The organism is Demequina sp. NBRC 110056, assembly GCF_002090155.1.
Classification (GTDB): domain Bacteria; phylum Actinomycetota; class Actinomycetes; order Actinomycetales; family Demequinaceae; genus Demequina.
Map to the genome: position 1 here is coordinate 245,779 of NZ_BBRM01000003.1, position 21,021 is coordinate 266,799.

The 21,021-nt window shown below is 72.4% G+C and carries 18 protein-coding genes; 16 read left to right on the forward strand and 2 right to left on the reverse strand.

Annotated elements, in window-relative coordinates:
* Nucleotides 1–56 precede the first annotated feature (56 nt).
* The 5 genes from B7K25_RS14015 to B7K25_RS05620 all read left to right on the forward strand — a co-directional run bounded on the left by B7K25_RS14015 (nucleotide 57) and on the right by B7K25_RS05620 (nucleotide 6,431).
* Nucleotides 57–431, forward strand: coding sequence for a hypothetical protein (locus B7K25_RS14015; RefSeq protein WP_371328286.1), 375 nt, complete (start codon nucleotides 57–59; stop codon nucleotides 429–431).
* A gap of 63 nt (nucleotides 432–494) precedes the next feature.
* Nucleotides 495–1,601, forward strand: a complete 1,107-nt coding sequence (locus B7K25_RS05605) for a methyltransferase (RefSeq protein ID WP_371328287.1) — start codon at nucleotides 495–497, stop codon at nucleotides 1,599–1,601.
* Nucleotides 1,602–1,864: 263 nt separating this feature from the next.
* Nucleotides 1,865–2,569 carry a hypothetical protein gene (locus tag B7K25_RS05610; protein WP_084104729.1) on the forward strand — a complete coding sequence of 235 codons (705 nt, stop codon included), beginning with the start codon at nucleotides 1,865–1,867 and terminating at the stop codon, nucleotides 2,567–2,569.
* 112 nt (nucleotides 2,570–2,681) lie between these two features.
* Entirely contained in the window at nucleotides 2,682–4,007 is a 1,326-nt protein-coding gene (locus tag B7K25_RS05615) for an alpha/beta fold hydrolase (protein ID WP_084104730.1), read from the forward strand.
* A gap of 132 nt (nucleotides 4,008–4,139) precedes the next feature.
* Nucleotides 4,140–6,431 carry a leucine-rich repeat domain-containing protein gene (locus B7K25_RS05620; RefSeq protein ID WP_084104731.1) on the forward strand — a complete coding sequence of 764 codons (2,292 nt, stop codon included), beginning with the start codon at nucleotides 4,140–4,142 and terminating at the stop codon, nucleotides 6,429–6,431.
* Between the two features lie 253 nt (nucleotides 6,432–6,684).
* Here B7K25_RS05620 and B7K25_RS05625 read toward each other — a convergent pair whose 3' ends face one another.
* Nucleotides 6,685–7,518 (reverse strand): inositol monophosphatase family protein, encoded by an 834-nt coding sequence (locus B7K25_RS05625; RefSeq protein WP_144018865.1) that lies wholly within the window; start codon nucleotides 7,516–7,518, stop codon nucleotides 6,685–6,687.
* A 301-nt stretch (nucleotides 7,519–7,819) separates the two neighbouring features.
* Here B7K25_RS05625 and topA point away from each other — a divergent pair, with 301 nt between their 5' ends.
* From topA to B7K25_RS05640, 3 genes are all read left to right on the forward strand, one after another.
* Nucleotides 7,820–10,477 carry a type I DNA topoisomerase gene (topA, locus tag B7K25_RS05630; RefSeq protein ID WP_084104733.1) on the forward strand — a complete coding sequence of 886 codons (2,658 nt, stop codon included), beginning with the start codon at nucleotides 7,820–7,822 and terminating at the stop codon, nucleotides 10,475–10,477.
* 228 nt (nucleotides 10,478–10,705) lie between these two features.
* Entirely contained in the window at nucleotides 10,706–11,239 is a 534-nt protein-coding gene (locus B7K25_RS05635; RefSeq protein ID WP_159450127.1) for a sigma-70 family RNA polymerase sigma factor, read from the forward strand.
* Nucleotides 11,236–12,645: a hypothetical protein gene (locus B7K25_RS05640; RefSeq protein WP_084104735.1), complete on the forward strand. Its 1,410-nt coding sequence runs from the start codon at nucleotides 11,236–11,238 to the stop codon at nucleotides 12,643–12,645. Before B7K25_RS05635 ends, B7K25_RS05640 begins: the two co-directional genes overlap by 4 nt.
* A 197-nt stretch (nucleotides 12,646–12,842) precedes the next feature.
* Here the strand turns inward: B7K25_RS05640 and B7K25_RS05645 are convergent, their stop codons facing one another.
* The gene (locus tag B7K25_RS05645; RefSeq protein ID WP_084104736.1) at nucleotides 12,843–13,538 is read right to left on the reverse strand and encodes a DUF998 domain-containing protein; all 696 of its coding nucleotides are present in this window, start codon (nucleotides 13,536–13,538) and stop codon (nucleotides 12,843–12,845) included.
* Nucleotides 13,539–13,720: 182 nt separating this feature from the next.
* Between B7K25_RS05645 and B7K25_RS05650 the strand changes: the two genes are divergently transcribed.
* From B7K25_RS05650 to B7K25_RS05685, 8 genes are all read left to right on the forward strand, one after another.
* Nucleotides 13,721–13,963: a hypothetical protein gene (locus B7K25_RS05650; RefSeq protein ID WP_084104737.1), complete on the forward strand. Its 243-nt coding sequence runs from the start codon at nucleotides 13,721–13,723 to the stop codon at nucleotides 13,961–13,963.
* A 2-nt stretch (nucleotides 13,964–13,965) separates the two neighbouring features.
* Nucleotides 13,966–14,733 (forward strand): ABC transporter ATP-binding protein, encoded by a 768-nt coding sequence (locus tag B7K25_RS05655; protein ID WP_084104738.1) that lies wholly within the window; start codon nucleotides 13,966–13,968, stop codon nucleotides 14,731–14,733.
* The gene (locus tag B7K25_RS05660; protein WP_084104739.1) at nucleotides 14,715–16,268 is read left to right on the forward strand and encodes a hypothetical protein; all 1,554 of its coding nucleotides are present in this window, start codon (nucleotides 14,715–14,717) and stop codon (nucleotides 16,266–16,268) included. Before B7K25_RS05655 ends, B7K25_RS05660 begins: the two co-directional genes overlap by 19 nt.
* Before the next feature lie 28 nt (nucleotides 16,269–16,296).
* Nucleotides 16,297–17,310, forward strand: coding sequence for a Gfo/Idh/MocA family protein (locus B7K25_RS05665; protein ID WP_144018866.1), 1,014 nt, complete (start codon nucleotides 16,297–16,299; stop codon nucleotides 17,308–17,310).
* A 205-nt stretch (nucleotides 17,311–17,515) separates the two neighbouring features.
* On the forward strand, nucleotides 17,516–17,782 hold the full coding sequence (locus tag B7K25_RS05670; RefSeq protein ID WP_084104741.1) for a hypothetical protein: 267 nt from the start codon (nucleotides 17,516–17,518) through the stop codon (nucleotides 17,780–17,782).
* A 71-nt stretch (nucleotides 17,783–17,853) separates the two neighbouring features.
* Nucleotides 17,854–18,384 (forward strand): RNA polymerase sigma factor, encoded by a 531-nt coding sequence (locus tag B7K25_RS05675; protein WP_159450128.1) that lies wholly within the window; start codon nucleotides 17,854–17,856, stop codon nucleotides 18,382–18,384.
* Nucleotides 18,384–19,901 (forward strand): hypothetical protein, encoded by a 1,518-nt coding sequence (locus B7K25_RS05680; RefSeq protein ID WP_084104743.1) that lies wholly within the window; start codon nucleotides 18,384–18,386, stop codon nucleotides 19,899–19,901. The genes B7K25_RS05675 and B7K25_RS05680 overlap by 1 nt, the downstream gene beginning before the upstream one ends.
* Before the next feature lie 26 nt (nucleotides 19,902–19,927).
* The gene (locus tag B7K25_RS05685) at nucleotides 19,928–20,923 is read left to right on the forward strand and encodes a Gfo/Idh/MocA family protein (RefSeq protein WP_084104744.1); all 996 of its coding nucleotides are present in this window, start codon (nucleotides 19,928–19,930) and stop codon (nucleotides 20,921–20,923) included.
* Nucleotides 20,924–21,021: the final 98 nt, after the last annotated feature.

Below are 21,021 nucleotides of genomic sequence, written 5' to 3' on the forward strand. Positions count from 1 at the left end.
GTGCAGTCGCGCGGACGGGGGCGCCACGCTGGCGGTGGCGCGCTAGCCTGCCGAGCATGACCGTCCCCGCTCTCGACGCCAGCTCCGCGGCCGCTCTGCGCGCCGACCTCGAGGGATGGTCCGTCGACGCGGTGGGCGAGCTCCTCGGCGACCGGGCCACCCGCGCGCTCGGCCGCGAACAGGTGCTGCCGGCTCTCGTCGCCGCCCGGGCCAACGGCGACCGCCGCGCCGTCGTGACCCGGCTGCTCATGCTCGGCGACCAGGTCGCCAGGGCCGAGGTCGACGCGGCCTTCGCGCGCATCGGCTCGGAGGGCCTCGAGCGGGCCGGCCTCGTCGTCACCCAGGGACAGGGAGGGTACGACGCGGTGCGCGCCACCGTCGACCTGCGGCCATACGCGGCCGCGGTCGAGACAGGGCAGGTCGACTGGTGAATCGCCTCCGACCCGGGCGAGGCCGTCACCGGCAACGCCGTCGCCGAGGACCACGTCCTGGGCGTGGGCGGCGCCTCGACCACGCTGGCGTCGGTGACCATGCGCGCGCCGCGCGGCCGAGCGCTCGACCTCGGCACGGGCTGCGGCATCCAGGCGCTCCACGCCTCGCTCCATGGCGACGCGGTGGTCGCGACGGACGTCTCGGCGCGCGCCCTCGGCTACGCACGGTTCAACGAGCTGCTCAACCGCGCCGCGGCTGAGGCCGGCACGCCAGCCCCCACCCCCTGGGACCTGCGCGAGGGGTCGATGCTCGAGCCCGTCGCGGGGGAGCAGTTCGACCTGGTCGTCTCCAACCCGCCGTTCGTCATCACGCCGCCGGGGGCCCCGGCCTTCGAGTACCGCGACGGCGGCCTCGAGCGCGACGGCGTGGTGCGCACGCTGCTGCGCGACGTGGGCACGGTGCTCGCCCCAGGGGGCGTCGCGCAGTTCCTGGGCAACTGGGAGATCCACGGCGACTGGACGGCGCGGCTCGAAGAGGCGCTCGACGCCGCCGCCGTGCCGCTCGACGCATGGATCGTCCAGCGCGACGTCCTCGACCCGGCCGAGTACGCCGAGACCTGGCTGCGCGACGCGGGCATCACGCCCGATCGCGACCCGTCGCGCTTCCGCGCGGCGTACGAGGCGTACGTCGCGGCCTTCGACGCGGTGGGTGCCGACGCGGTGGGCTTCGGCATCCTCACCCTGCGCCGCCCGGCCGCCGGCGCGCCCACGCTGCGCCGCCTCGAGGAGCACGAGGGCGCTCTCGCGGCACCGCTCGGCCCGACCCTCGCGGCCGCGCTCGAGGCCCACGACTGGCTCGCCGCCACCTCCGACGCGGAGCTGCTCGACACCGCGGTCACCGTCGCCCCCGACGTCACCAAGGAGACCTATGGCCGCCCCCTTCTCGCGGAGCCGGAGCATATCCTGCTGCGCCAGGGCGGCGGCTTCGGGAGGTCGATCAAGGCCGACACGGCGCTCGCGGGCCTCGTCGGCGCATGCGACGGCGAGCTCACCGTGGGCCAGATCGCGCACGCACTCGCGGCGCTGCTGGACGTGCCCGCCGGGCAGATGGTGGGCGGGCTCGTCCCCGCGGTGCGCGACCTGGTGCGCGACGGCTTCCTGACCCGCTGAGCCCGGCGGGAACCCGACAGGTCGAGCGCGCCCCGGCGCGCGCATCGGCGCTGCGGACGCGTCCGAAATGCCCCGGGACGTTGGTCCCGAATGCGCCCCCGCCGCCGATCTTTACCTCATCGTTACATTTCTTTCTGTCATCAAAGTCCCTGGTAGACGGCGTTAAGAAGACTCTGCGGGCCCATGGTCCCGGGTCAACGGAAAGCGTTGTCGCAAGGCTTGGGGCAACCGGTAACCAACCCCGGATGGGAAAGGAAACAATCATGACCGCAAGACTCAAGGCGCTGGGCATCGTCCTGGCAGTCATCGGCCTCGGCTTCATCGGCGTGGGCGCGTTCGCCTACCTCCAGGTGGCCGCCGGGCAGCACTCGCTCGAGAAGTTCTCCGAGGCGCAGAACGTCACGCTGACCTACAACGAGGACGGCCAGCTGATCGACCGCGGCGAGGTCGCCGGTGCCGAGGGCATCATCGACCTGGTCGAGAACGACTGGGGCTACAGCCTCAAGTCCTCCGAGCTCGACCCCAACGACCCGCTCGTGAACACCGGTTCCGAGTACATGTACCAGATGGGTCTCGTGGCCTACCACACCCTCCACGGCACCACCACGGTGACGCTGGACGAGGACGTCGAGTACAACGGTGAGACCTTCGCCGCTGGCACCTACGAGGTCGCCACCGACGGCAAGTACTGGGCCGACTTCGACCGCATGCACCCGCTCGAGGGCCCGGCTCGCGCCGAGGCTTGGACCGCGACCGCTCACGCCCTCATCGGCGAGCTGGGCGTCGGCTCGGTCACCGCGAACGTGCTGGTCATGGGTCTGGGCGTCGCCGCCATCGCGGCCGGCCTGGGCGTGACCCTCATCATCGCCGGCGGCGGCCTCATCTGGGCCGTCTCGGGCGACAAGAAGAAGGCCGCCCTCAAGGAGGCTCCCGCGATCGAGTCGATCGACGAGCCGGTCAAGGCGTAACGCCTCTCTCACGAAGGAGGGTCCCCGCAAGGGGGCCCTCCTTCCGTGCGTCCGGGGCCGCGGCTCGAATCCGCCCTTACGCACCGCGCTCGCCGTCGCTACGCTCGGAGCCGTGGCGCAGGGGGTCTACCGGTTCGGCGAGTTCGAACTCGACCCTGCCCGCTTCCAGCTCACTCGCGCCGGAGAGCCGGTCCGCGTCGAGCCGCGCGCCTTCGACCTGCTGCGCCTGCTGGTCACCCACCACGACCGCGTCGTGACGAAGCAGGAGATCCTGCAGGCCGTGTGGCAGACCGAGTACGTCAGCGACGCCGCCCTCACCACCGCGCTGCGGACCGTGCGCCGCGCCGTCGGCGACACCGGCGCGGACCAACGCGTCATCCGCACCGTCCACGGCCGCGGCTACCAGGTCATCGCTCCCGTCGAGGTGGTCGGCCCGCCCGTCCCCGAGACGCCGCCCGCGGACGACGCCGTCACCCCTGTGGGGCCGGCGAGCACCAGCAGCGCCGATGCGGTCGCCGGCTCGCCGCCCACGGTCACGTGGGCGGCGGTCGCGCCCACGCCGGGCTCGCCCGTGCGGCCGAGCGCGGAGCTCCAGTCGATCCAGTACTGCTCAGCCGCCGACGGAGCGCGTATCGCCTACGCGACCGTTGGCGAGGGCCCGGTGCTGATGAAGGCCGCGAACTGGATCACCCATCTCGACCTCGAGTGGGACAGCCCCGTGTGGTCCCATTGGCTCCACGGCCTCGCGCGCGGCCGCACCCTCGTGCGCTACGACGAGCGCGGCTGCGGCATGTCCGACTGGAACGTCCCCGGCTTCACCTTCGAGGACTGGGTGACCGACCTTGAGACGGTGGTCGAGGCCGCGGGTCTCGAGCGGTTCCCGCTGCTCGGCGTCTCGCAGGGAGCGGCGGTCGCGATCGCCTACGCGGCGCGCCACCCGGAGCGGGTGTCCGCGCTGATCCTGGCCGGCGGATATGTGCTGGGTCGCATGCAGCGCGCCCGGGACGACGCCGAGCGCGCCGAGGCGGCCCTCGACATCGACCTCGCCCGCGTGGGCTGGAGCCGCGAGGACCCCAGCTTCATGAGGGTCTTCGCCTCGCAGTTCCTGCCGCACGGCACCCAGCACGACTGGGACGAGTTCACCGCGTTCCAGAAGCGCACCACGTCGGGCGAGAACGCGGTGCGCTTCCTGGAGGCGTTCGCGAGCATCGACGTCGAGGACGAGGCCGCGGACGTGCGGTGCCCGACCCTGATCCTGCACTCGCGAGACGACGTGCGCGTGCCGGTGGACCAGGCGCGCGAGCTCGCGTCGCTCATCCCACGCTCGCGGCTGGTGCTGCTCGACAGCGCGAGCCACCTCATCGGCGAGGGCGAGCCCGCGTGGCCAGAGTTCCTCGCGCACATCGACGACTTCCTGGCGGATCCCGCCCACTCCTGAGGAGATCTGAGGGAAGTCCCAGGGGACTCCTGCGCACTGCCGCCGAGCCATTGTCCGGCGGCATCGTCCCTCCTACGGTCGCGGTAGCCCCGAGCCATCCGGGGTCACGCCATCGATCTTGAGGAGATCACCGTGCCCACCACCTCTTCCACGCTGCGCTCCGCCGCGGCCGCGACGCTCGTCGCCGGCCTGCTGGTGGCCGCGCCCGTCGTGGGCGGCACCGCCGGAGCCGCCGCCCGCGCCCAGGAGCCCGATGCTCCGCCCACCGCCCTGCCCAGCGACATCGTGAGCGCGGACATCGTGAGCGCGCTCGAGGCCGCTCCCGACACCGTCGACGTCGAGACCGCCCAGGACGACGAGGAGCCCGCGGTCGTCCCTTCTGAGGATGATTCCGCCGAGCACGAGTCCACCGAGACCGCACCCGCCGAGCCGGTCGGCGACGACCAGCCGGGTGAGGACGCGGCCACCGAGGCCGCTGCCCCCGCAGGCGGTGCCGAGCCGGCCGATGCCGACGAGCCCGCCGACGCGTCCGCCCCCGAGGGTGAGCCGAGCACCGACGAGCCGAGCGGCGATGAGGCGAGCTCCGACGAGGAGCCGGCGACCGCATCGGCGCTGCAGGCCTTCGCTGGTCCCGTGCCCCTCGTCGAGGGGCTCGAGGAGGCCCCCGGCCTGCCGACGTTCGTCGGCGCGGACGGCTGCACCTACTCCTACATCGAGCAAGAGGGCTCGATCGACATCGCCGACATCGTGGGCTGCACGGACGTCGTGGTGCCCGAGGAGATCGACGGGGCGCCGGTCGAGCGACTCGGCGCGGGGTCGAGCACCCAGCGGATGACCGACGCCGACGTGTTCACGTCGCTGGTGCTGCCGGACTCGCTGCTCTTCGTGGGCCAGGGCGCGTTCTCGAATGCCGACGCCCTGGTCAGCGTGGACTTCGGCTCCGGCGTCCAGCGGATCCTCGGACGTGCGTTCGTCGACGCGGACGCCCTCCAGGCGGTCGTGCTGCCGCCGTCGGTGCAGTTCGTGGGCGCGCGTGCCTTCGAGAACACGGCGTCCCTCGCGACCATCGACCTCGGGTCGGTGGAGACGGTCGAGGGCCTCGCGTTCTCGGGCGCCGGCAAGGTGACCGAGCTGGTGGTTCCCGCGTCGATCACGCGTGCCGCCGACACGGCGTTCGGCAACATGCCGCAGCTGCGGTCGCTGCTGATCGAAGGCGACCCGACGGCCCTGGTCAAGCACACCTTCTTCAACTCGCCCTCGCTCGAGGAGGCCGAGTTCCGGTCGCGATCGACGTCGGCGACCATCGTCAACACGATGTTCGTGGGTGCGAACCAGCCCAAGGTGTTCTTCCGCGACGGCGCTTTCGGCAAGTCGTGCGGCCCGGTGCCGCAGCCGAACGTCCTCTCCGAGGAGCGCTTCCTCGGCTTCGGTGGCACCCAGGTGCGGCCGCGCTGCCTCTTCGACGTGACGATCGATCCGAGCGGCAGCGGGCTGTCGCTCGAGGTTCAGCTGTCCGACGTCCGCGAAGGCACCATCCTGACCGACGTGCCGGAGCCGGTCGCGCCCTCGAGCAGCGTGGAGTTCGTCGGATACTCGCCCTCGGTGGAGGAGCCGGTCATCGCGGACACCCACTACGTCGCGCAGTTCGCGCAGATCCAGCCGGGCGACTACACGCCCAGCGAGGACGACCTCGTGGACGAGGCCCAGGGCGGCTTCACCATCCCCGGCACGGTGCAGGCGGGCGAGGAGCTGACCCTCACCGTCGTCGAGGAGCCCAACCCCGGTGGGACGCCCGAGCCGAACCCGGGCGGCACCCAGGAGCCGAACCCCGGCGGCACGCTCGAGCCCAACCCGGGCGGCACGCCGGCCGCGAGCGTGCCGACGACCCTCGAGCAGGTGCCGGAGCTCGAGCTGCCCGAAGACGAGCCTGAGCCGCCCGCCGAGGACTTCGACCCGAACGAGTTCATCGACGTGGTGCTGTTCTCGGAGCCTGTCGAGCTCGCCATCACCGGCTTCGTCTCGGATCCCGGCAACTCCTTGATCACCGTGCTGGTCCCGGCCGACACGGAGCCGGGCGAGCACAAGCTCGCGGTCTACTCGGTGTTCGGCGAGCTGCTGGGTTGGCAGCCGCTCACCGTCACCGCCGCGCCCGCGCCGCCTGCGCCTCCGGGCGGAGAGGTGCCTGGTGAGGTGCCCGGCGAGACTCCGGGCGAGGTGCCGGGCGACGAGGACGGTGGCGCGCCTGAGGGCGACACCGACGGGGACGCCCAGCCCGTCGCCACCCCGGTCGCGGCCGAGACCGGCGGTGCGGACGGCGAGCTCTCGGACACGGGAGCGCCCGAGACGGGCCTGGCCATCGGCGCGGCGCTCGCGCTGATCGCCGTGGGCACGACGCTGATCGTGGGGCGGCGGCTGCGGCCGTAGCCCTCGGCGCGATCAGGTGGCGGTCGCGCGGCTCCGGCGAGGTGGGCACCTCGCCGGAGCCAGCGGCACGTCCGGGCCGCGACAGGGCCGCGCGCACGTGCTGCGGCGTGCGTGCGGCCTGCGTCGCTCGCGGCCGCGTGGCCGGCGTGCGTGTCGCACGCGCATGCGCTGCGCGTCGGCGCTCACGGCGCGCGACTGCTGGGAGCTCCGCGGAGCCGGCAGCTGGCGCCGCGCTCGCGAGGCCCGGAGCTCGCTACACCTGGTCGCCGGCGCGGGCGTTGATCGCCGCGGCGAGCGCCTCCCACTCGGAGGCGCGGGCGGCGAGGAAGGGACGGCCGGGGTCGCCGGGCCGATACTCAGCGCCGTCGAGATGCCGCACCACGAAGCCGGCCGCGCGTAGGATCGCCGCTCCGGGCGCGTGGTCCCAGGGCTTGGCGCGGAAGTACATGAGGAAGTCGAGGTCGCCGCGGACCACGTCCCAGTAGTCCCAGCCGGCGCACATCCGGGGTGGGGTGACCTCGGCCACGTCCTCGGTGAATCCGGCGAGTCCCTCGGCGATCGGTCCCGGGGCGAAGGTGAGGGTCGCCATGCCGCGCAGCTGCGACAACGGCCGCTCAGCGGCGTCCGCGACGCTCTCGAGCGCCGTGACGGTGCCGTCGCCCGCGACCACCTCGGGCGCGAGCGAACGTCCGCCGCGCAGCAGGTCGCCGGTCTCGGGGTGGAGGATCCAGCCCGCGTCGGCCTCGCCGCCCTCGACCCGCGCGATCATCACCGCGTACTCGACGGAGCCGTGCGCGAAGTTCCAGGTGCCATCCACCGGGTCGACCGTCCAGCCGGCCGGAGCGGTGCCGAGCACCTCGGGCAGCGACGGGTCGAGCTCGGTCGCCTCCTCGCCCACGACCGGGATGTCCTCGATGCCGGCGAGGAGGGGCGTCAGGGCGCGCTCGGCCTCGACGTCGGCGACCGTCACCAGGTCGTTGGGGCCGGACTTCGCGGTGATGTCGCCGTCGGCGAGCGACCGGAATCGGGGGCGGATGATCTCCTCGGCGACGTCGCGCATCGCCTTCTCCACTGCTGCGCTGTTCACCCGTCCATCGTCTCAGAGCCAGATGAACATCGTCCTACGCCGCTGCACGCGCCCCAGCAGGCACTGAGTGCCGGAATCCGCGAGAACACGGCACTCAGTGCCTGCCAGCGTGCATGGGGTCCGGGAGGGAACTCCCGACCGAGCCAAGCGCGCCGCGGGACCCGGCCCGCGCATCGGCGCTGCGAACGATTCGCCCGAAGGGCGGCCCGACGTCCCGTTCGACACCGCTCGCTCCATATGTATTCTGTGAGCGTCCCGACCCCCTCGAGCCGCCGGGACTCAGCCACGAAAGTAGGACCGCATGCCCCGCAAGCTCGTCATCGTCGAGTCGCCCACCAAGTCGAAGACCATCGGTGGCTACCTTGGCGACGACTACGAGGTGGTGTCCTCCGTCGGCCACATCCGCGACCTGCCCAACCCCCGCGACCTTCCGGCTGACCAGAAGAAGGGGCCGTTCGGCAAGTACGCGGTCGACGTCGACAACGACTTCGAGCCCTATTACATGGTGTCGCCGGACAAGCGGAAGACGGTCGCGGAGCTCAAGCGGGCGCTCAAGGGCGCCGACGAGCTCTACCTCGCGACTGATGAGGACCGCGAGGGCGAGGCCATCGCGTGGCACCTGCTCGAGGAGCTCAAGCCCAAGGTTCCCGTGAAGCGCCTGGCGTTTCACGAGATCACCCGCGAGGGCATCGAGCGTGCCCTCGCCGCGCCGCGCCAGATCGACATGGAGCTGGTCGAGGCGCAGGAGACCCGCCGCATCCTCGACCGCCTGTACGGCTGGGACATGTCCGACGTCATGCGCCGCAAGGTGGGCCAGGGCTCGTCCGCGGGCCGCGTCCAGTCCGTCGCGCTGCGCCTCGTGGTGGACCGCGAGCGGGAGCGCATGGCGTTCCGCTCGGCCGAGTACTGGGACCTCACCGCGACCTTCACGGCCACCGCTGGGGCCGATGCGGGCGTCGCCTTCGTGGGCCGCCTCACCAAGGTCGACGGCAAGCGCGTCGCGTCGGGCAAGGACTTCGACGACCGCGGCGTGCTCACCTCGGACAAGGCGCACCACGTGACCGCCGGCGAGGCCGCCGCGCTGGTCGCTGGCCTCGCGCACTCGGACTTCTCCGTGGTCGACGTCGCCTCCAAGCCGTACAAGAAGCGCCCGGCCGCGCCCTTCATCACGTCGTCGCTCATCCAGGAGGCGAGCCGCAAGCTCGGCCTCGGCGCGAAGCAGGCGATGGGCATCGCCCAGGCGCTGTACCAGCAGGGTTACATCACCTACATGCGTTCGGACTCGCCGTCGCTGTCGGGTGAGGCGATCCGCGCCGCCCGGGCCCAGGCGATCGACCTGTTCGGCCCCGACGCGGTGCCCAGCTCGCCGCGCATCTACGCCTCCTCCGACTCGAACGCCCAGGAGGCGCACGAGGCGATCCGTCCTGCGGGCGACAAGTTCCGCACCCCGGACCAGCTGCGCACCCAGCTGCGCGGCGACGAGTTCCGCATGTACGAGATGATCTGGAAGCGCACCCTGGCCTCCCAGATGGCCGATGCGGTCGGCACCACCTCCACCATCACGGTCGGGGCGCAGTCCTCGGCCGGGCACCGGGTCGAGTTCTCGAAGTCCGGCACCATCCTCACCGCGCCCGGCTTCCGCGCCCTCTACATCGAGTCCAAGGAGGCGGCGCGCTACGAGGACGAGTCCGGCAAGCAGCCCGGCGAGGGCGACGAGCGCCTGCCGCAGGTCGCCTCGGGCGACGCCGTCGACGCCTCGAAGCTCGAGCCGCTGACCCACGCGACCAACCCACCGCCGCGCTACACCCAGGGCGCGATGATCAAGGAGCTCGAGGACCGCAAGCTCGGACGCCCCTCGACGTACGCGTCGACCGTGGACGTCATCATCGCCCGCGACTACGTGCGCATCGACAAGAAGCAGCTGGTGCCCACCTGGCTCGCGTTCTCGATCGTCGGTCTGCTCGAGGAGTACTTCCCCACGCTCGTGGACTACGGGTTCACGGCGGAGATGGAGGCGGGACTCGACCGCATCGCGTCGGGCGAGCGGTCCATGAAGGACTGGCTGCAGGAGTTCTACTTCGGCGGCCCGAGCGCGCCCACCGAGGGCCTGCGCGAGCTGCTCGACAACCTGGGCGAGATCGACGCCCGCGCGGTCAACACCTTCGAGATCGGCGCCGGCATCGCGGCGCGCAACGGCCGCTACGGCCCCTACATCGAGCGCGACCAGGACGGCGAGCAGCAGCGCGCCTCCATCCCCGAGGACCTGGCGCCCGACGAGCTCACCGTCGCCAAGGCCGAGGAGCTGTTCGCGAACCAGGGCGGCGACGAGCGCGAGCTCGGCACGCACCCGGAGACCGGCAACCCCATCGTCGCCAAGGGCGGCCGCTACGGCCCGTACGTCACCGAGGTGCTTCCCGAGGACGCGAAGGGCAAGCCCAAGACGGCGTCGCTGTTCAAGGACATGCAGCTCGAGACGGTGTCCCTCGAGGACGCCCTCAAGCTCATGAGCCTGCCGCGCGTCGTGGGCGTGGACCCGAGCGACGACGCCGAGATCACTGCGCAGAACGGCCGCTACGGCCCGTACCTCAAGAAGGGCACGGACTCGCGCACCATTGAGTCCGAGGCGCAGCTGCTCACCATCACGCTCGACGAGGCGCTGGCCATCTACGCGCAGCCCAAGCGCGGGCGTGGCCGCCAGGCGGCGCCGCCGCTCAAGGAGCTCGGCACGGATCCGGTGAGCGAGAAGCCCGTCGTGATCAAGGACGGCCGATTCGGCGCCTACATCACCGACGGCGAGACCAACGTCACCATCCCGCGCGACGAGACGGTCGAGGGAATGACGCCCGAGCGCGCCGTCGAGCTCCTCGCGGAGAAGCGCGCCAAGGGCCCGGTCAAGAAGCGCAAGCCCGCCGCGCGCAAGGCGCCCGCCAAGAAGAAGCCCGCGCCCAAGAAGAAGTAGCGCGCGCATCGGCCCTCGGCCGGCGCCTCCGCGTTGCCCCCGAGCCGCCGCTCTCCCGACACTTCCGAACATCCCTGAGCCGACACGCCGGGCCCAGCACGCGCATCGGCCCGGCGCGACGGCGTGGCGTCGCGAGAATGTTCGGAACTGTCGGACGGGCGCGCGGGTTCAGCCGACCCAACCGTTTCCGCGCGTCGCCCGTTCATGTGGCGAGAGGAAGGGGTGACGGTGGCCGCTGATGACCTGCTGACCGCGACGCTCGAGAGGGCGTCGGGCCGGCTCGCCGCGTACGGCTACCTGCTCACGGGCTCGCAGCACGCGGGCGAGGACCTGGTCCAGGACGCCCTGGTCAAGGTCTTCGTCAAGCGTCGCCGCATCCCCAACGCCGCCGCGGCGGAGGGCTACGTGCGGGCCGCGATGCGGACGCTGCACATCGACCGGCTGCGCCGCGAGCGGCTGTGGCGCAACGCCGCGCCCGCCCAGGTCACGCGGGACGAGGCGCCCGACCACGCCGAGGCCGTCGCGACGTCCGACGCGATCGCGCGTGCGCTCGACGCCCTCGCGCCGCGCGAGCGCACGGCGGTGGTGCTGCGCTACTTCGACGACCTCACGGTCGCGGACACGGCGGCGGCCATGGGGCTCGCGACCGGCACGGTCAAGCGCTACCTCTCCGACGCCCTCGACCGGCTCGCGGTCGAGGTGGGTCACGACGCGTTCGAGACCGAGCGCGTGGCCGTGGTGGAGACGGAGGTCCGGCCATGAACCTGCACGACGAGCTGGGGCGCCTGGGCGCCGATGCGACCGCCGGGTCGAGCGAGCGACTCGCCTCGGTGGAGACGGCCGATGCGCTCGGGGCCAGGGTCCGACGTGGCCGTCGTCTGCGCACGGCGGGCGGTGTGGGCTCGGTCGCGGCCGTCGCCTTGGTGGCGGTCGGCGTCTGGGCCGTGCTGCCTGGGGCGCGATCCTCCGAGCCTGCTGGCGTGGCCGAGACGGTGCACGCCGGTCCCTACCTCTACCAGGCGGTTCCCGGAGCGATGGCCTTGGTGCTCGAACCCGAGGTGATGCTTCGAGGCGAGGACGAGGTGGTGTGCGGCGACGAGGTGACGCTCACCCGCGGCGTGGTGCTGCACGACCCTGCGGCCGACCCTGGGGTGTACGTGCACACCGAGCTCACGACGCTCGGCGCGCTCGCCGAGGAGGACGGCGGGCCCGAGGCGCTCGGTGACTTCGCCGACGAGCAGGTGTGGAGCACGTTCGCCGGGGGCGACGTGACCTCGGTGGTCGTCAAGTCGATGGTCGTCGAGGACGGCACCGTCATCGCCGTCTCGGGCGGTGAGCTGCGCGGGCACGGCGTGGTCGGATTTAGCGTCGGCGGTGCCGTCGCGGTACCCCGCGAGGACGAGTGCGGCGTCGCCGACGTGGCGGCCGATGCGCCCCGGTCCGATCCCCTCGACTCGCTGCTCGTCGCGCAGTTCTGGGGCGAGGCCGAGCCCGGCGAGTCCGGCCTGCTCGCGACCATCGTGGTCGACCCGAGCGAGCCCTCGAACGTCGACGAGGCTCCGGCGTCACAGGAGCTCGAGGCCTTCCATGAGCCGATCCCCGAGTCCTCGAGTGTGGCGGATGACCCCGCCTATGTCGCGAGCCTGCCCGCTCTCGGCGACGACGGGTACCTGAGCCAGGCCTACGCGGCGCGGGGGTGGGGCGCCGGGCTCGAGTGCGACGCGATCCTCAGTGGCATCACGTTGCCGGACTCCTCGCGGGACACTCTGTACGACGTCGTCATCCCCAGCTGGCTCGAGACGGGGCGCTTGTACGGCTACGGAGACGACGCGCTGGTGGGCGGCTATCCCATCCCGGTGATGCCGAGCATGTCGGGAGAGCTGGCACGCACGGATCCTGACGAGGCTCGGCTGGTGCTCAGCTCGGGCGCCGGGAGCTGGGTGTTCAGCGTCGCGTGGTCGGAGCGGGACGACCTTCCGTACGATCCTCCGGCTCTGTTCGTCGAGCTCAACCAGATCTGGGATTGCGGCAACGGCGACCCCATCGGCACCGGTCGCTATGCGGCGACGCTCATCCGCCCGGGAGCCGACGGCCTGGAGGAGGTCGATCTGACGTCCATCACGGTGGTCGCGGGCGTCCCGTCCATCCCCGAACTCCACGAGGACTGACGCGGCCGAGCGAGGCCCGGCAAGCGCATCGGCCCTCCGGCGCCCCCGCGGTGTCCCATCCCTCCCGACAGTTCCGAACATCTGAGCTCCGACACGCGGGAACGGGGCCCGCGGCGAGGCCACTGATGCGGGGTGTCGGAGCGCAGATGTTCGGGAGTGTCGGAGGTGATGGTCGGGTGCGCCGCGCCAGGCGAGCGTCAGTGAGTCGGCGGGCCCCAGACGCCCGTGCGCGACTGCGGCACCCGCGCGAGCTGCCATCCGAGCCACGCGAGCCAGCCGGGCATCACCAGCACGACGAGCAGCCGCTGCCACCACCCGAAGCCGTCGCCGATGGTCGTCGCCCAGGTCGTGTACGTGATCAGCAGCGCGAGAGTTGCGACGGCGAGCCAGAGGTTGGGCGTCGCGAGCGACCGCCACCGCACCGTGCGTCGCAGCACCACCGCGGCCGTGAGGCCGAACGCGATGGGACCGGCGAAGGCGATGAGGCTGCCGACGGTGTGGACCATGCCCTCGGTGCTCGACTCCGCCGCGTCGAGGTCGTCGGTGCGCCACAGCCCCGCGACCAGCAGCCCGACTCCTGCGGTCACGGCGAACGCGGTGAGCCAGTGCTGTCCGCGCACGCCCTTGAGCGTGCGGGCGAAGGCGATGCCGATGGCCATCCACCCGAACCCCAGCACCACGAACGCGGACTGCATGAGCCACTCCGAGTCGCCCCTGGCGTAGTTCGAGACGTACGCGCAGCACGGCGCGAGGTCGTCGCGGATCCAGTGGAACGCGACGGCCACGACCACCCAGTACGCGGCGGCACCCATCGCGGCCCAGCCGAGGGCGCCCGCGGCGAGGGGGACGGGCTCGAGCGAGGGTCGTGTCGTGGTCGCCTGCTGCTCCGTCATCGTCGCCTCCTCGCGAGGTCCTCCCTGCTCTCCACGGTACTCCGCGGCCGTCGCCCGCGAGGGGCGCGCCAGCCGCACGACGCCCGCGCGACTCCCGCGCGACGCGGCGCAGGCGGCGCACCCCCGTTGATAGGTTGACCTGAGTGCAGCGACGCGCGCTGCGGACACGGAGGGTGGCACTGATGACCGACAACGGCGAGCTCAACCAGATGAAGGAGCCGGCGCCGCGCGGGCCCGGCGGCGGAGGATCGAAGGGCTGGATCGGCCTCATCGGCTCGCTCATCGTGGTCGCCATCATCATCGGCATGTTCGGCGAGGACACGACGGTCGAGGTATTCGGACTCGGCGTCCAGCCCACGCTCCTCGTGCTGATCGCCTACATCGCTGGTGTCCTGTCCGGCCGGTTCCGTCCCGTTCGCCGCTGACGATGACCACGACGCCTGCGATCCGCGTCGAGGGCCTGCGCAAGGCGTTCGGCACCACGACGGTCTCGGACGGGCTCGACCTTGAGATCCCGCGCGGCTCGTTCTACGGGATCGCGGGACCCAACGGCGCGGGCAAGACCACGGCGATCCGTCAGATCATCGGCGTGCTCGTGCCCGACGCCGGCACCGTGGAGGTCGACGGCGTCGCAGTCTGGCCCGACCCGCTCGAGGCCAAGCGCCGCCTGGGGTTCGTCGCGGACAACCCGGCGCTGTTCGAGCGCCTGTCCGGCCGCGAGATGCTCGAGTACGCGGGGCTGCTGCGGGGCATGGATCCCGCGGACGTCGCCACTCGCGCAGAGGAGCTGCTGCGGATCCTGGGCCTCACCGAGGCCGAGAACCGCATGATCGCCGACTACTCGCTGGGCATGACCAAGCGCATCGGCCTGGCCGTCGCGCTGCTTCACAGCCCCCGCGTGCTGATCCTCGACGAGCCCTTCGGCTCTCTCGACCCCGTCAACACCCAGGTGATGGAGGAGATGCTGCAGCGCTATCGCGCGGGCGGCGGGACCGTGGTGTTCTCGAGCCACGTGATGGACGTGGTCGAGCGACTGTGCGACCGCCTGGTGGTGATCGAGGCGGGCCGGGTGCGCGCGGAGGGCACGGTCGCCGAGGTTCGCGGTGACGCTGCCTCGCTGCAGCAGGCGTTCGTCGACCTCGTGGGCGGCCGGGACCTCGACGAGGGAGAGCTGTCGTGGCTGCAGTCCTCCTGAGGCTGCGGCTCGCGATCCAGCGCAGCGGCCGCGGCAGGAGCGCCGATGCGCAGGGCGCCCTCTTCTGGGCCGTGTGGGTCCTCGCCGGGGTGGCGGGTCTCGGCGGCGGCGCGCTCGTCGCCTTCCTGACCGGGCTCGACGACGGCACCGCCCTGGTCCTGATGGTCTTCGTCGGCCTGTTCCTCGGCTGGGTGCTGCTGCCGATCACGGTGCCGGCGCTCCAGGACCAGACGGTCGACCCCGCACGGCTGGAGATGTTCCCCATCACCACGGGGCAGAAGGTCGGCGGGCTGCTCCTGGGAGGCCTCGTCGCGCCGACGGCGCTCTTCACGTTCCTGACCGCGTCGGGTGGCGCGCTCGCGCCTGACGAGCCGCTGGCCGTGCGCGTCGCCGTCCCGGTGGTCTCGGCGCTGTTCGTGGTGCTGTGCGTGGCGTGCTCGCGTGCGGTGCAGGCGCTGTTGTCGCGCGCCTCCTCGACGCGGCGCGGAAGGGACGCGGCACTCGTAGCGACCGGCCTGATCAGCATCGGCGGCTACCTCGCCATCCGATACCTGGCCTCGAACGCCGATGCGCTCGCGGTGTTCTCGTCGTCCACGCTCGCGACGGTGCTCGAGTGGACGCCGCCGGGCGCCGCCGGGCAGATCAACCTCGACATGCGCGCCCAGGACTGGGCCGATGCCGTCGGGGGCCTCGCCTTCGTCCTCGCCTGGGTAGCCGTCGCGTTGGGGGGCTGGTACTGGGCGCTGAGCCGCCGCGAACGCGGCGGCGGCCATGCGTCGGTGCGGCGAGCCAAGGCCGGGCGCCAAGCCGGCTCGCTCGCCCTGACCGGCGGGATCATGCGCGCGTTCGCACCGAGCGCGGCGCTCGCCTCCGCGGCCCAGTACGCCCACTACCTGTTCTTCCGCAACCCGCGGGCCTCGCAGCAGGTGCTGATCTCGCTGATCGTTGCCGCGTTCCTTGGGCACACCTCGGGCATGCCCTCGGGGCTCGCGGTCGCCGCGGGCCTCTACGGAGGCTTCGCGACCATCTCGATGGCGACGGGCATGCTCAACTACGACGGGCGCGGCGCGCAGTTCCTCGTCGTTGCTGGCGCCCCGCTGCGCAGCGTGCTCGCGGGGAAGTTCGCCGTGACGGCGACGGTGGTGTCGCTGGCGACCGTGGTGTTCATGGTCGTCGAGGCGGCCCTCGGCGGGTTCTGGGGCGTCGCGTTCGAGTCGGTCCTGTTCGGCGTGGCCGCGGTCGTGTGGGCGAGCGCTGTCGGCGCCTACGTCTCGGTGGTGAGCCCCTTCGACTCGGAGCACAAGGCGCCCGGGCGCGGTCGGGCGCTCGTCGCGATCCTCGTCGCTCTCGGAGTGGTCCTTGGTGCGGTGATCGCTGTCGCGGGCCTGCTCTCGCTGCTGCCCACCCCGCTGCTCGTCAATGCCATCCTCGCCGTCGCTGTGAGCGCGGCGGCGTCGTGGGCCGTCCTGCGTCGTGCAGGCGCCCACTTCCAGGGCCACCAGCTCGAGATCGCCGAGGCCGTCGCGGTCTCCTGACCCGAGCCGAAGCCCCATGGAGGAACCCATGCCAGCCACCGCATCGTCCCCCCTCGATGCCCCGCCGCTGCAGTGGGGAGTCATCGGCGCGGGCTGGATCGCGGACATCTTCGCGCGCTCGGTGCTGGGCCACACGCGCTCGACGGTGCAGGCGATCGGGAGCCGCGACGCCGGCCGCGGGGCGGCCTACGCGCAGAGGTTCGACGTCCCCACCGTGCACTCCGGAGAGGACGCCTACGAGCGTCTCGTCGCGGACCCCAACGTGGACGCCGTGTACGTCGCCACGCCCCACGCGCTCCACCGCGACCACGCGCTGCTCGCCATCGGCGCGGGCAAGCCCGTGCTGGTCGAGAAGGCGTTCACCCGCAACGCCGCCGAGGCGCGCGAGGTGCTCGACGCGGCCCCGGACGTGTTCGTCATGGAGGCCGTGTGGACGCGCTTCCTGCCGCACATGGTCGAAGCGCGAAGGCTCGTGGCGGACGGGGCCGTCGGGCGGGTGGTGCACGTCGCGGCGGACTTCGGAGGCAGCCCCGCGTACGACCCGCAGCACCGCAACTTCAACCCCGAGCTCGCGGGCGGCGCGCTGCTCGACCTCGGGGTGTATCCGGTCAACTTCGTGCACGACATCCTGGGCGCGCCCGACGCGGTGCGCGCGGTCGGCACGCTCGCGCCCACCGGGGTGGACATGGGCGAGACGGTGCTCATGGACTACCCGGCGAGTGGCGCGCAGGGGGTGGCGCTCGCGACCTTCGAGGCGGACACCGCCCGCACCGCGTCGATCACGGGCACCGAGGGCCGCATCGACATCGCCGCCGAGTACTACCGGCCCACGTCGCTCACCCTCACCAGGGGCGGACGCGCGGAGCGCGTCTGGAGCGCCGATGCGCCCCTGGGCTGGCAGTTCCAGGTGGCCGAGGTGGCTCGCCGGGTCGCCGACGGGGCGACCGAGTCCCCGGTCATGCCCCGCGCGGCCACCCTCGAGGTCATGGAGGTCCTCGACGAGGTGCGCCGCCAGCTCGGGGTGGTCTACCCCGGGGAGTAGCCCGCAACGCGGCCCCCAACGCCGCGGGTGCGTCAGGTGTGGTGCCGGTGAGACGGCGCGTGCCCGCAGTGCGTCACCGGAGGCGCACAACAAACGATGTCGCTGCTCCGTCTTGATGGTGTGACCGTCGCGTGAGGCGCCCCCGCGACGGCCCGCCGCCGGAGAGCGGCACTCCCTGCCGCCCGGCCCATCGTTGGGAGGGATCATGAACAGGCTCATCTTCGTCACCGTCGCCGGCGCCGCCCTCGTGCTCGCCGGATGTGCAGACGGCTCGCTGGACAGCAGCGAGCAGGCATCGCTCGAGTCGCGACAGCGACCTGTGCTGCCTGCCATCGGGCAGGACCTCGACGCCGCGCTGTCGGAGGCCGATCGCGACGCAGCGCGACAGCTGCCCGCGCTGCCCGCGCCCGCTGCGACGGCCACGATCGCGGATCTCGACACCCGCCATCACCCGATCCTGCCCGGCCGCTGACGCGAGATCGGCCGTAGAGTCGAAGCAACTTCCTCGCCGCCACACCCGTCTTGAGGTCGGAGGGAGGGCAGGTGGGCACTCAGGAGGACGTCCTCGTCGAGGTGATCGACCGCGCGGCCGGCCGCCTGGGTGCGTACGCCTACATCCTGACGGGCTCCCAGTCCGAAGGCGAGGAGCTCGTCCAGGCCGCGATCGTCAAGGTCTTCTCGCGGCGCACGCGGCTGGGCACGGTCGAGCAGGCCGAGGCCTACGTCCGGCGCACGATGCGCACGGTGCACATCGATCGTGTGCGGCGCGAGACCACCTGGCGGAGGCTGGTGCCCCGCCTCGCCCCGCGTCAGACCGCGTCTGACAGCGCTGACCAGCTCGCGATGCGCGACGAGCTCGCGCGCGCTCTCGACACCCTGCCTCGGCAGCGACGAACCGCGGTGGTTCTCCGGTTCTACGACGACCTGTCGTACCAGGAGATCGCGGACGCGATGGGAGTGTCGCTGGGCGCCGTCAAGCGCTACCTGTCGGACGCTCTCGCTGCCCTCGGGGACGTGCTCGGTGCGGACGCCGAGATCGCTTCCGTGGGGCCGTCGGACGGGAGGAGGCTCTGATGGACGCGCGAGAGAGATTGGCAAGCACGGCCGATGCGGGCGGAGCGGGGATCGCGCGCGCACTTCGCGACGACGGCGCACGGCAGGTCCTTGCCGCGCGCGTCCAGCGCGCGCGACGGCGCCGGACAGCCGGTCAGTCGGCGCTCGCCCTGCTGGCCGTGCTCGCGCTGGGTCTCGGCGCAGTCCAAGCGCTGCCGGCGCTGCTCGACAACCCTCCGGCGGCGGAGACGACCGTCCACACCGAGATCGTTGACGCGATCGACCCCGGGGCGCCGGCGTGGCTCGTCTGCGGCGCGGTCCCCACCGGGCTGCCCGCGGCGGGCGTCACGGGCCACGACGCTGCCGCGGCGCCGAGGCTCGAGGCCGAGGTGATGACGCGCGCTGGTGGCGACTCCGGCAGCGCGGTGACGCCCGTCGACCTCACGGGCCGGACGCCTGTCGACCCGCGCGACGCCATGCTCTTCACCGTCGCGGTCGCCTGGGGAGACGTGCCGCAGCCGGAGGGGTGGCGCGTGACGACCGCTGCGGCGCTGCTCGACGAGCGCGGCGAGGTGGTCGCGCTCCACGCCGGCGGAACCACGCGGTCCGACCTAGGACCGACCGTCGAGCGGCTGCGGCCCCTCGAGGGCAGCATCGACCCCTGGGCGTGCGGCAACGACCCGAGCGGCCTGGCCGGCGTCCACCGGCTTGTGCTCGTCGCCCAGGTGCGCACGCCGGTCGCCGACGCGGGGGGCGGAGACGACGGCGCCGTGGTCGCCACGTTCGTCAACTACGGCATGCCGCGCGACGCCGCGGTGATGTTCGATCCCGCCGCCGCGCCGCCCGAGGCCGACCCCGACGACGCCGCTCGCACCGACACCCTGCGCTGGCTCGCCGAGATCCACGCGACGGGAGAGCCCTTGACCACGGCGCGCATCGGCTACCGCCCTTCACCCGTCCATACCGACGCGGACGCCCCGTACCGGTCATGCGCCGTGGTCGCGACGATGCGCGACGGGCTCGACGCCGTGCGCGTGGTGCCGTGGCACACCTATCCGGACGGCGTGGAGGTCGGCCTGGTCCCGGCATCGCCGGAGGATCCGGAGCTGACGGCGCTCGGGTTCTCGGCGCCGGTCGAGGCCACGGACTTCGGGTGGCTGCGTTCCCAGCGGGAGTCGACGCTGCTGCTCCTTGCCGAGGACGGCTCGGTGGCGGCCGCTCTCGAGTCGGGACCCTACGTGTTCGGGAGCAGCCCCGAGGAGCCCGAGGATCTGGGCTTCCGCTCGTACCCGCGGGGTGCCGAGTGCCCGGTGCGCGGCACCTTGCCGACCGAGCCTGGGTCGTACACGCCGGTGCTGGTCCTCGTCGCATCGGAGCTGCCGGGCGCGGCGGGCGAGCCGCTGCCGGTCGACTCGGGCGAGTACCCCCTCGAGATGTGGATGGTGCTCCCCGAGCTCGTCGTAGACACCGATGGCACCATCGAACCGATCCCGTGGCTCGCCACCGACCTCCCCACTGTCCCGGGTGACCGCGGTTGAGCCTTCGAATCGATACGCTGGCTGCCATGACGACACCGACGCCGCAGTCCGCGCCCGCCATCCGCTGGGGAATCCTCGGCGCCGGGGGCATCGCTCACAAGATGGCCGACGCCATCATCAACCACACCGCCGGCGAGCTCGTCGCGGTCGGCTCGCGCACGCCGGGCAAGGCGGAGAAGTTCGTCGCCGAGGTCGGCTCGGGCCGCGCGTACGGCTCGTACGAGGAGGTCGTGAACGACCCCGACGTCGACGCCGTCTACGTCGCCACGACGCACAACGACCACCATGAGCCGGCGCTGCTGGCGATCGAGGCCGGCAAGCACGTGCTCGTCGAGAAGGCCTTCACCCAGAACGCCGCGCAGGCCGAGACGGTGGTCGCCGCGGCGCGCGCGAAGGGCGTCTACCTGCAGGAGGCGATGTGGGCGCGGTTCCTGCCCCACCAGGCGGAGGTCCGCGCGGCCATCGCCCGCGGCGAGATCGGCGACGTCGTCGCCGTCCAGGCCGACCACGGCCAGGCGCTCACCCACGTCGAGCGCATGTACCGCCCCGAGCTCGCCGGCGGCGCGCTGCTCGACCTCGGTGTGTATCCGATCGCCTTCGCGCACGACATCCTCGGCGTGCCCGAGTCGATCACCGCGGTGGGTCAGCTGCGCGACACGGGCGTCGACGGCCAGGTGTCGATGGTGTTCCAGTACCCCGGCGCGCAGGCGACCCTGCACACCACGATGGAGGCCCGCACCCAGAACGCCGCCGTCATCTCGGGCACCGAGGGCCGCATCGAGATCGCGGACACCTTCTACAACCCGACGACGTTCACGCTGAAGCGCCACGACGGCACCTCGTGGACCTACGACGGCCGGCTCGACAACGGCTTCCAGTACGAGGCCGCGGAGCTCGCGCGCAACGTCGCGGAGGGCCGCCTCGAGTCCGCGATCCTGCCGCTCGACCAGACCCTCGAGATCATGCGGATCATGGACGAGGTGCGCTCGCAGATCGGTCTGGTCTACCCGAACGAGCGCTGAGCGCCCCTCCCTGCAGCGCCGATGCGCGGGCTGGCTCCGGCCGGCACGCGCCGGCTCGGGTCGGAGTGGGGTGAGCCCGGCCTGGGATGAGCCTCGCG

Excerpts from the sequence above, each read along its gene's own strand:
- B7K25_RS14015 (WP_371328286.1), top strand. The coding sequence starts at position 57 with ATGACCGTCCCCGCTCTCGACGCCAGCTCCGCGGCCGCTCTGCGCGCC.
- B7K25_RS05610 (WP_084104729.1), top strand. The coding sequence starts at position 1,865 with ATGACCGCAAGACTCAAGGCGCTGGGCATCGTCCTGGCAGTCATCGGC.
- topA (WP_084104733.1), top strand. The coding sequence starts at position 7,820 with ATGCCCCGCAAGCTCGTCATCGTCGAGTCGCCCACCAAGTCGAAGACC.
- B7K25_RS05640 (WP_084104735.1), top strand. The coding sequence starts at position 11,236 with ATGAACCTGCACGACGAGCTGGGGCGCCTGGGCGCCGATGCGACCGCC.
- B7K25_RS05645 (WP_084104736.1), bottom strand. The coding sequence starts at position 13,538 with ATGACGGAGCAGCAGGCGACCACGACACGACCCTCGCTCGAGCCCGTC.
- B7K25_RS05650 (WP_084104737.1), top strand. The coding sequence starts at position 13,721 with ATGACCGACAACGGCGAGCTCAACCAGATGAAGGAGCCGGCGCCGCGC.
- B7K25_RS05655 (WP_084104738.1), top strand. The coding sequence starts at position 13,966 with ATGACCACGACGCCTGCGATCCGCGTCGAGGGCCTGCGCAAGGCGTTC.
- B7K25_RS05665 (WP_144018866.1), top strand. The coding sequence starts at position 16,297 with ATGCCAGCCACCGCATCGTCCCCCCTCGATGCCCCGCCGCTGCAGTGG.
- B7K25_RS05670 (WP_084104741.1), top strand. The coding sequence starts at position 17,516 with ATGAACAGGCTCATCTTCGTCACCGTCGCCGGCGCCGCCCTCGTGCTC.
- B7K25_RS05680 (WP_084104743.1), top strand. The coding sequence starts at position 18,384 with ATGGACGCGCGAGAGAGATTGGCAAGCACGGCCGATGCGGGCGGAGCG.
- B7K25_RS05685 (WP_084104744.1), top strand. The coding sequence starts at position 19,928 with ATGACGACACCGACGCCGCAGTCCGCGCCCGCCATCCGCTGGGGAATC.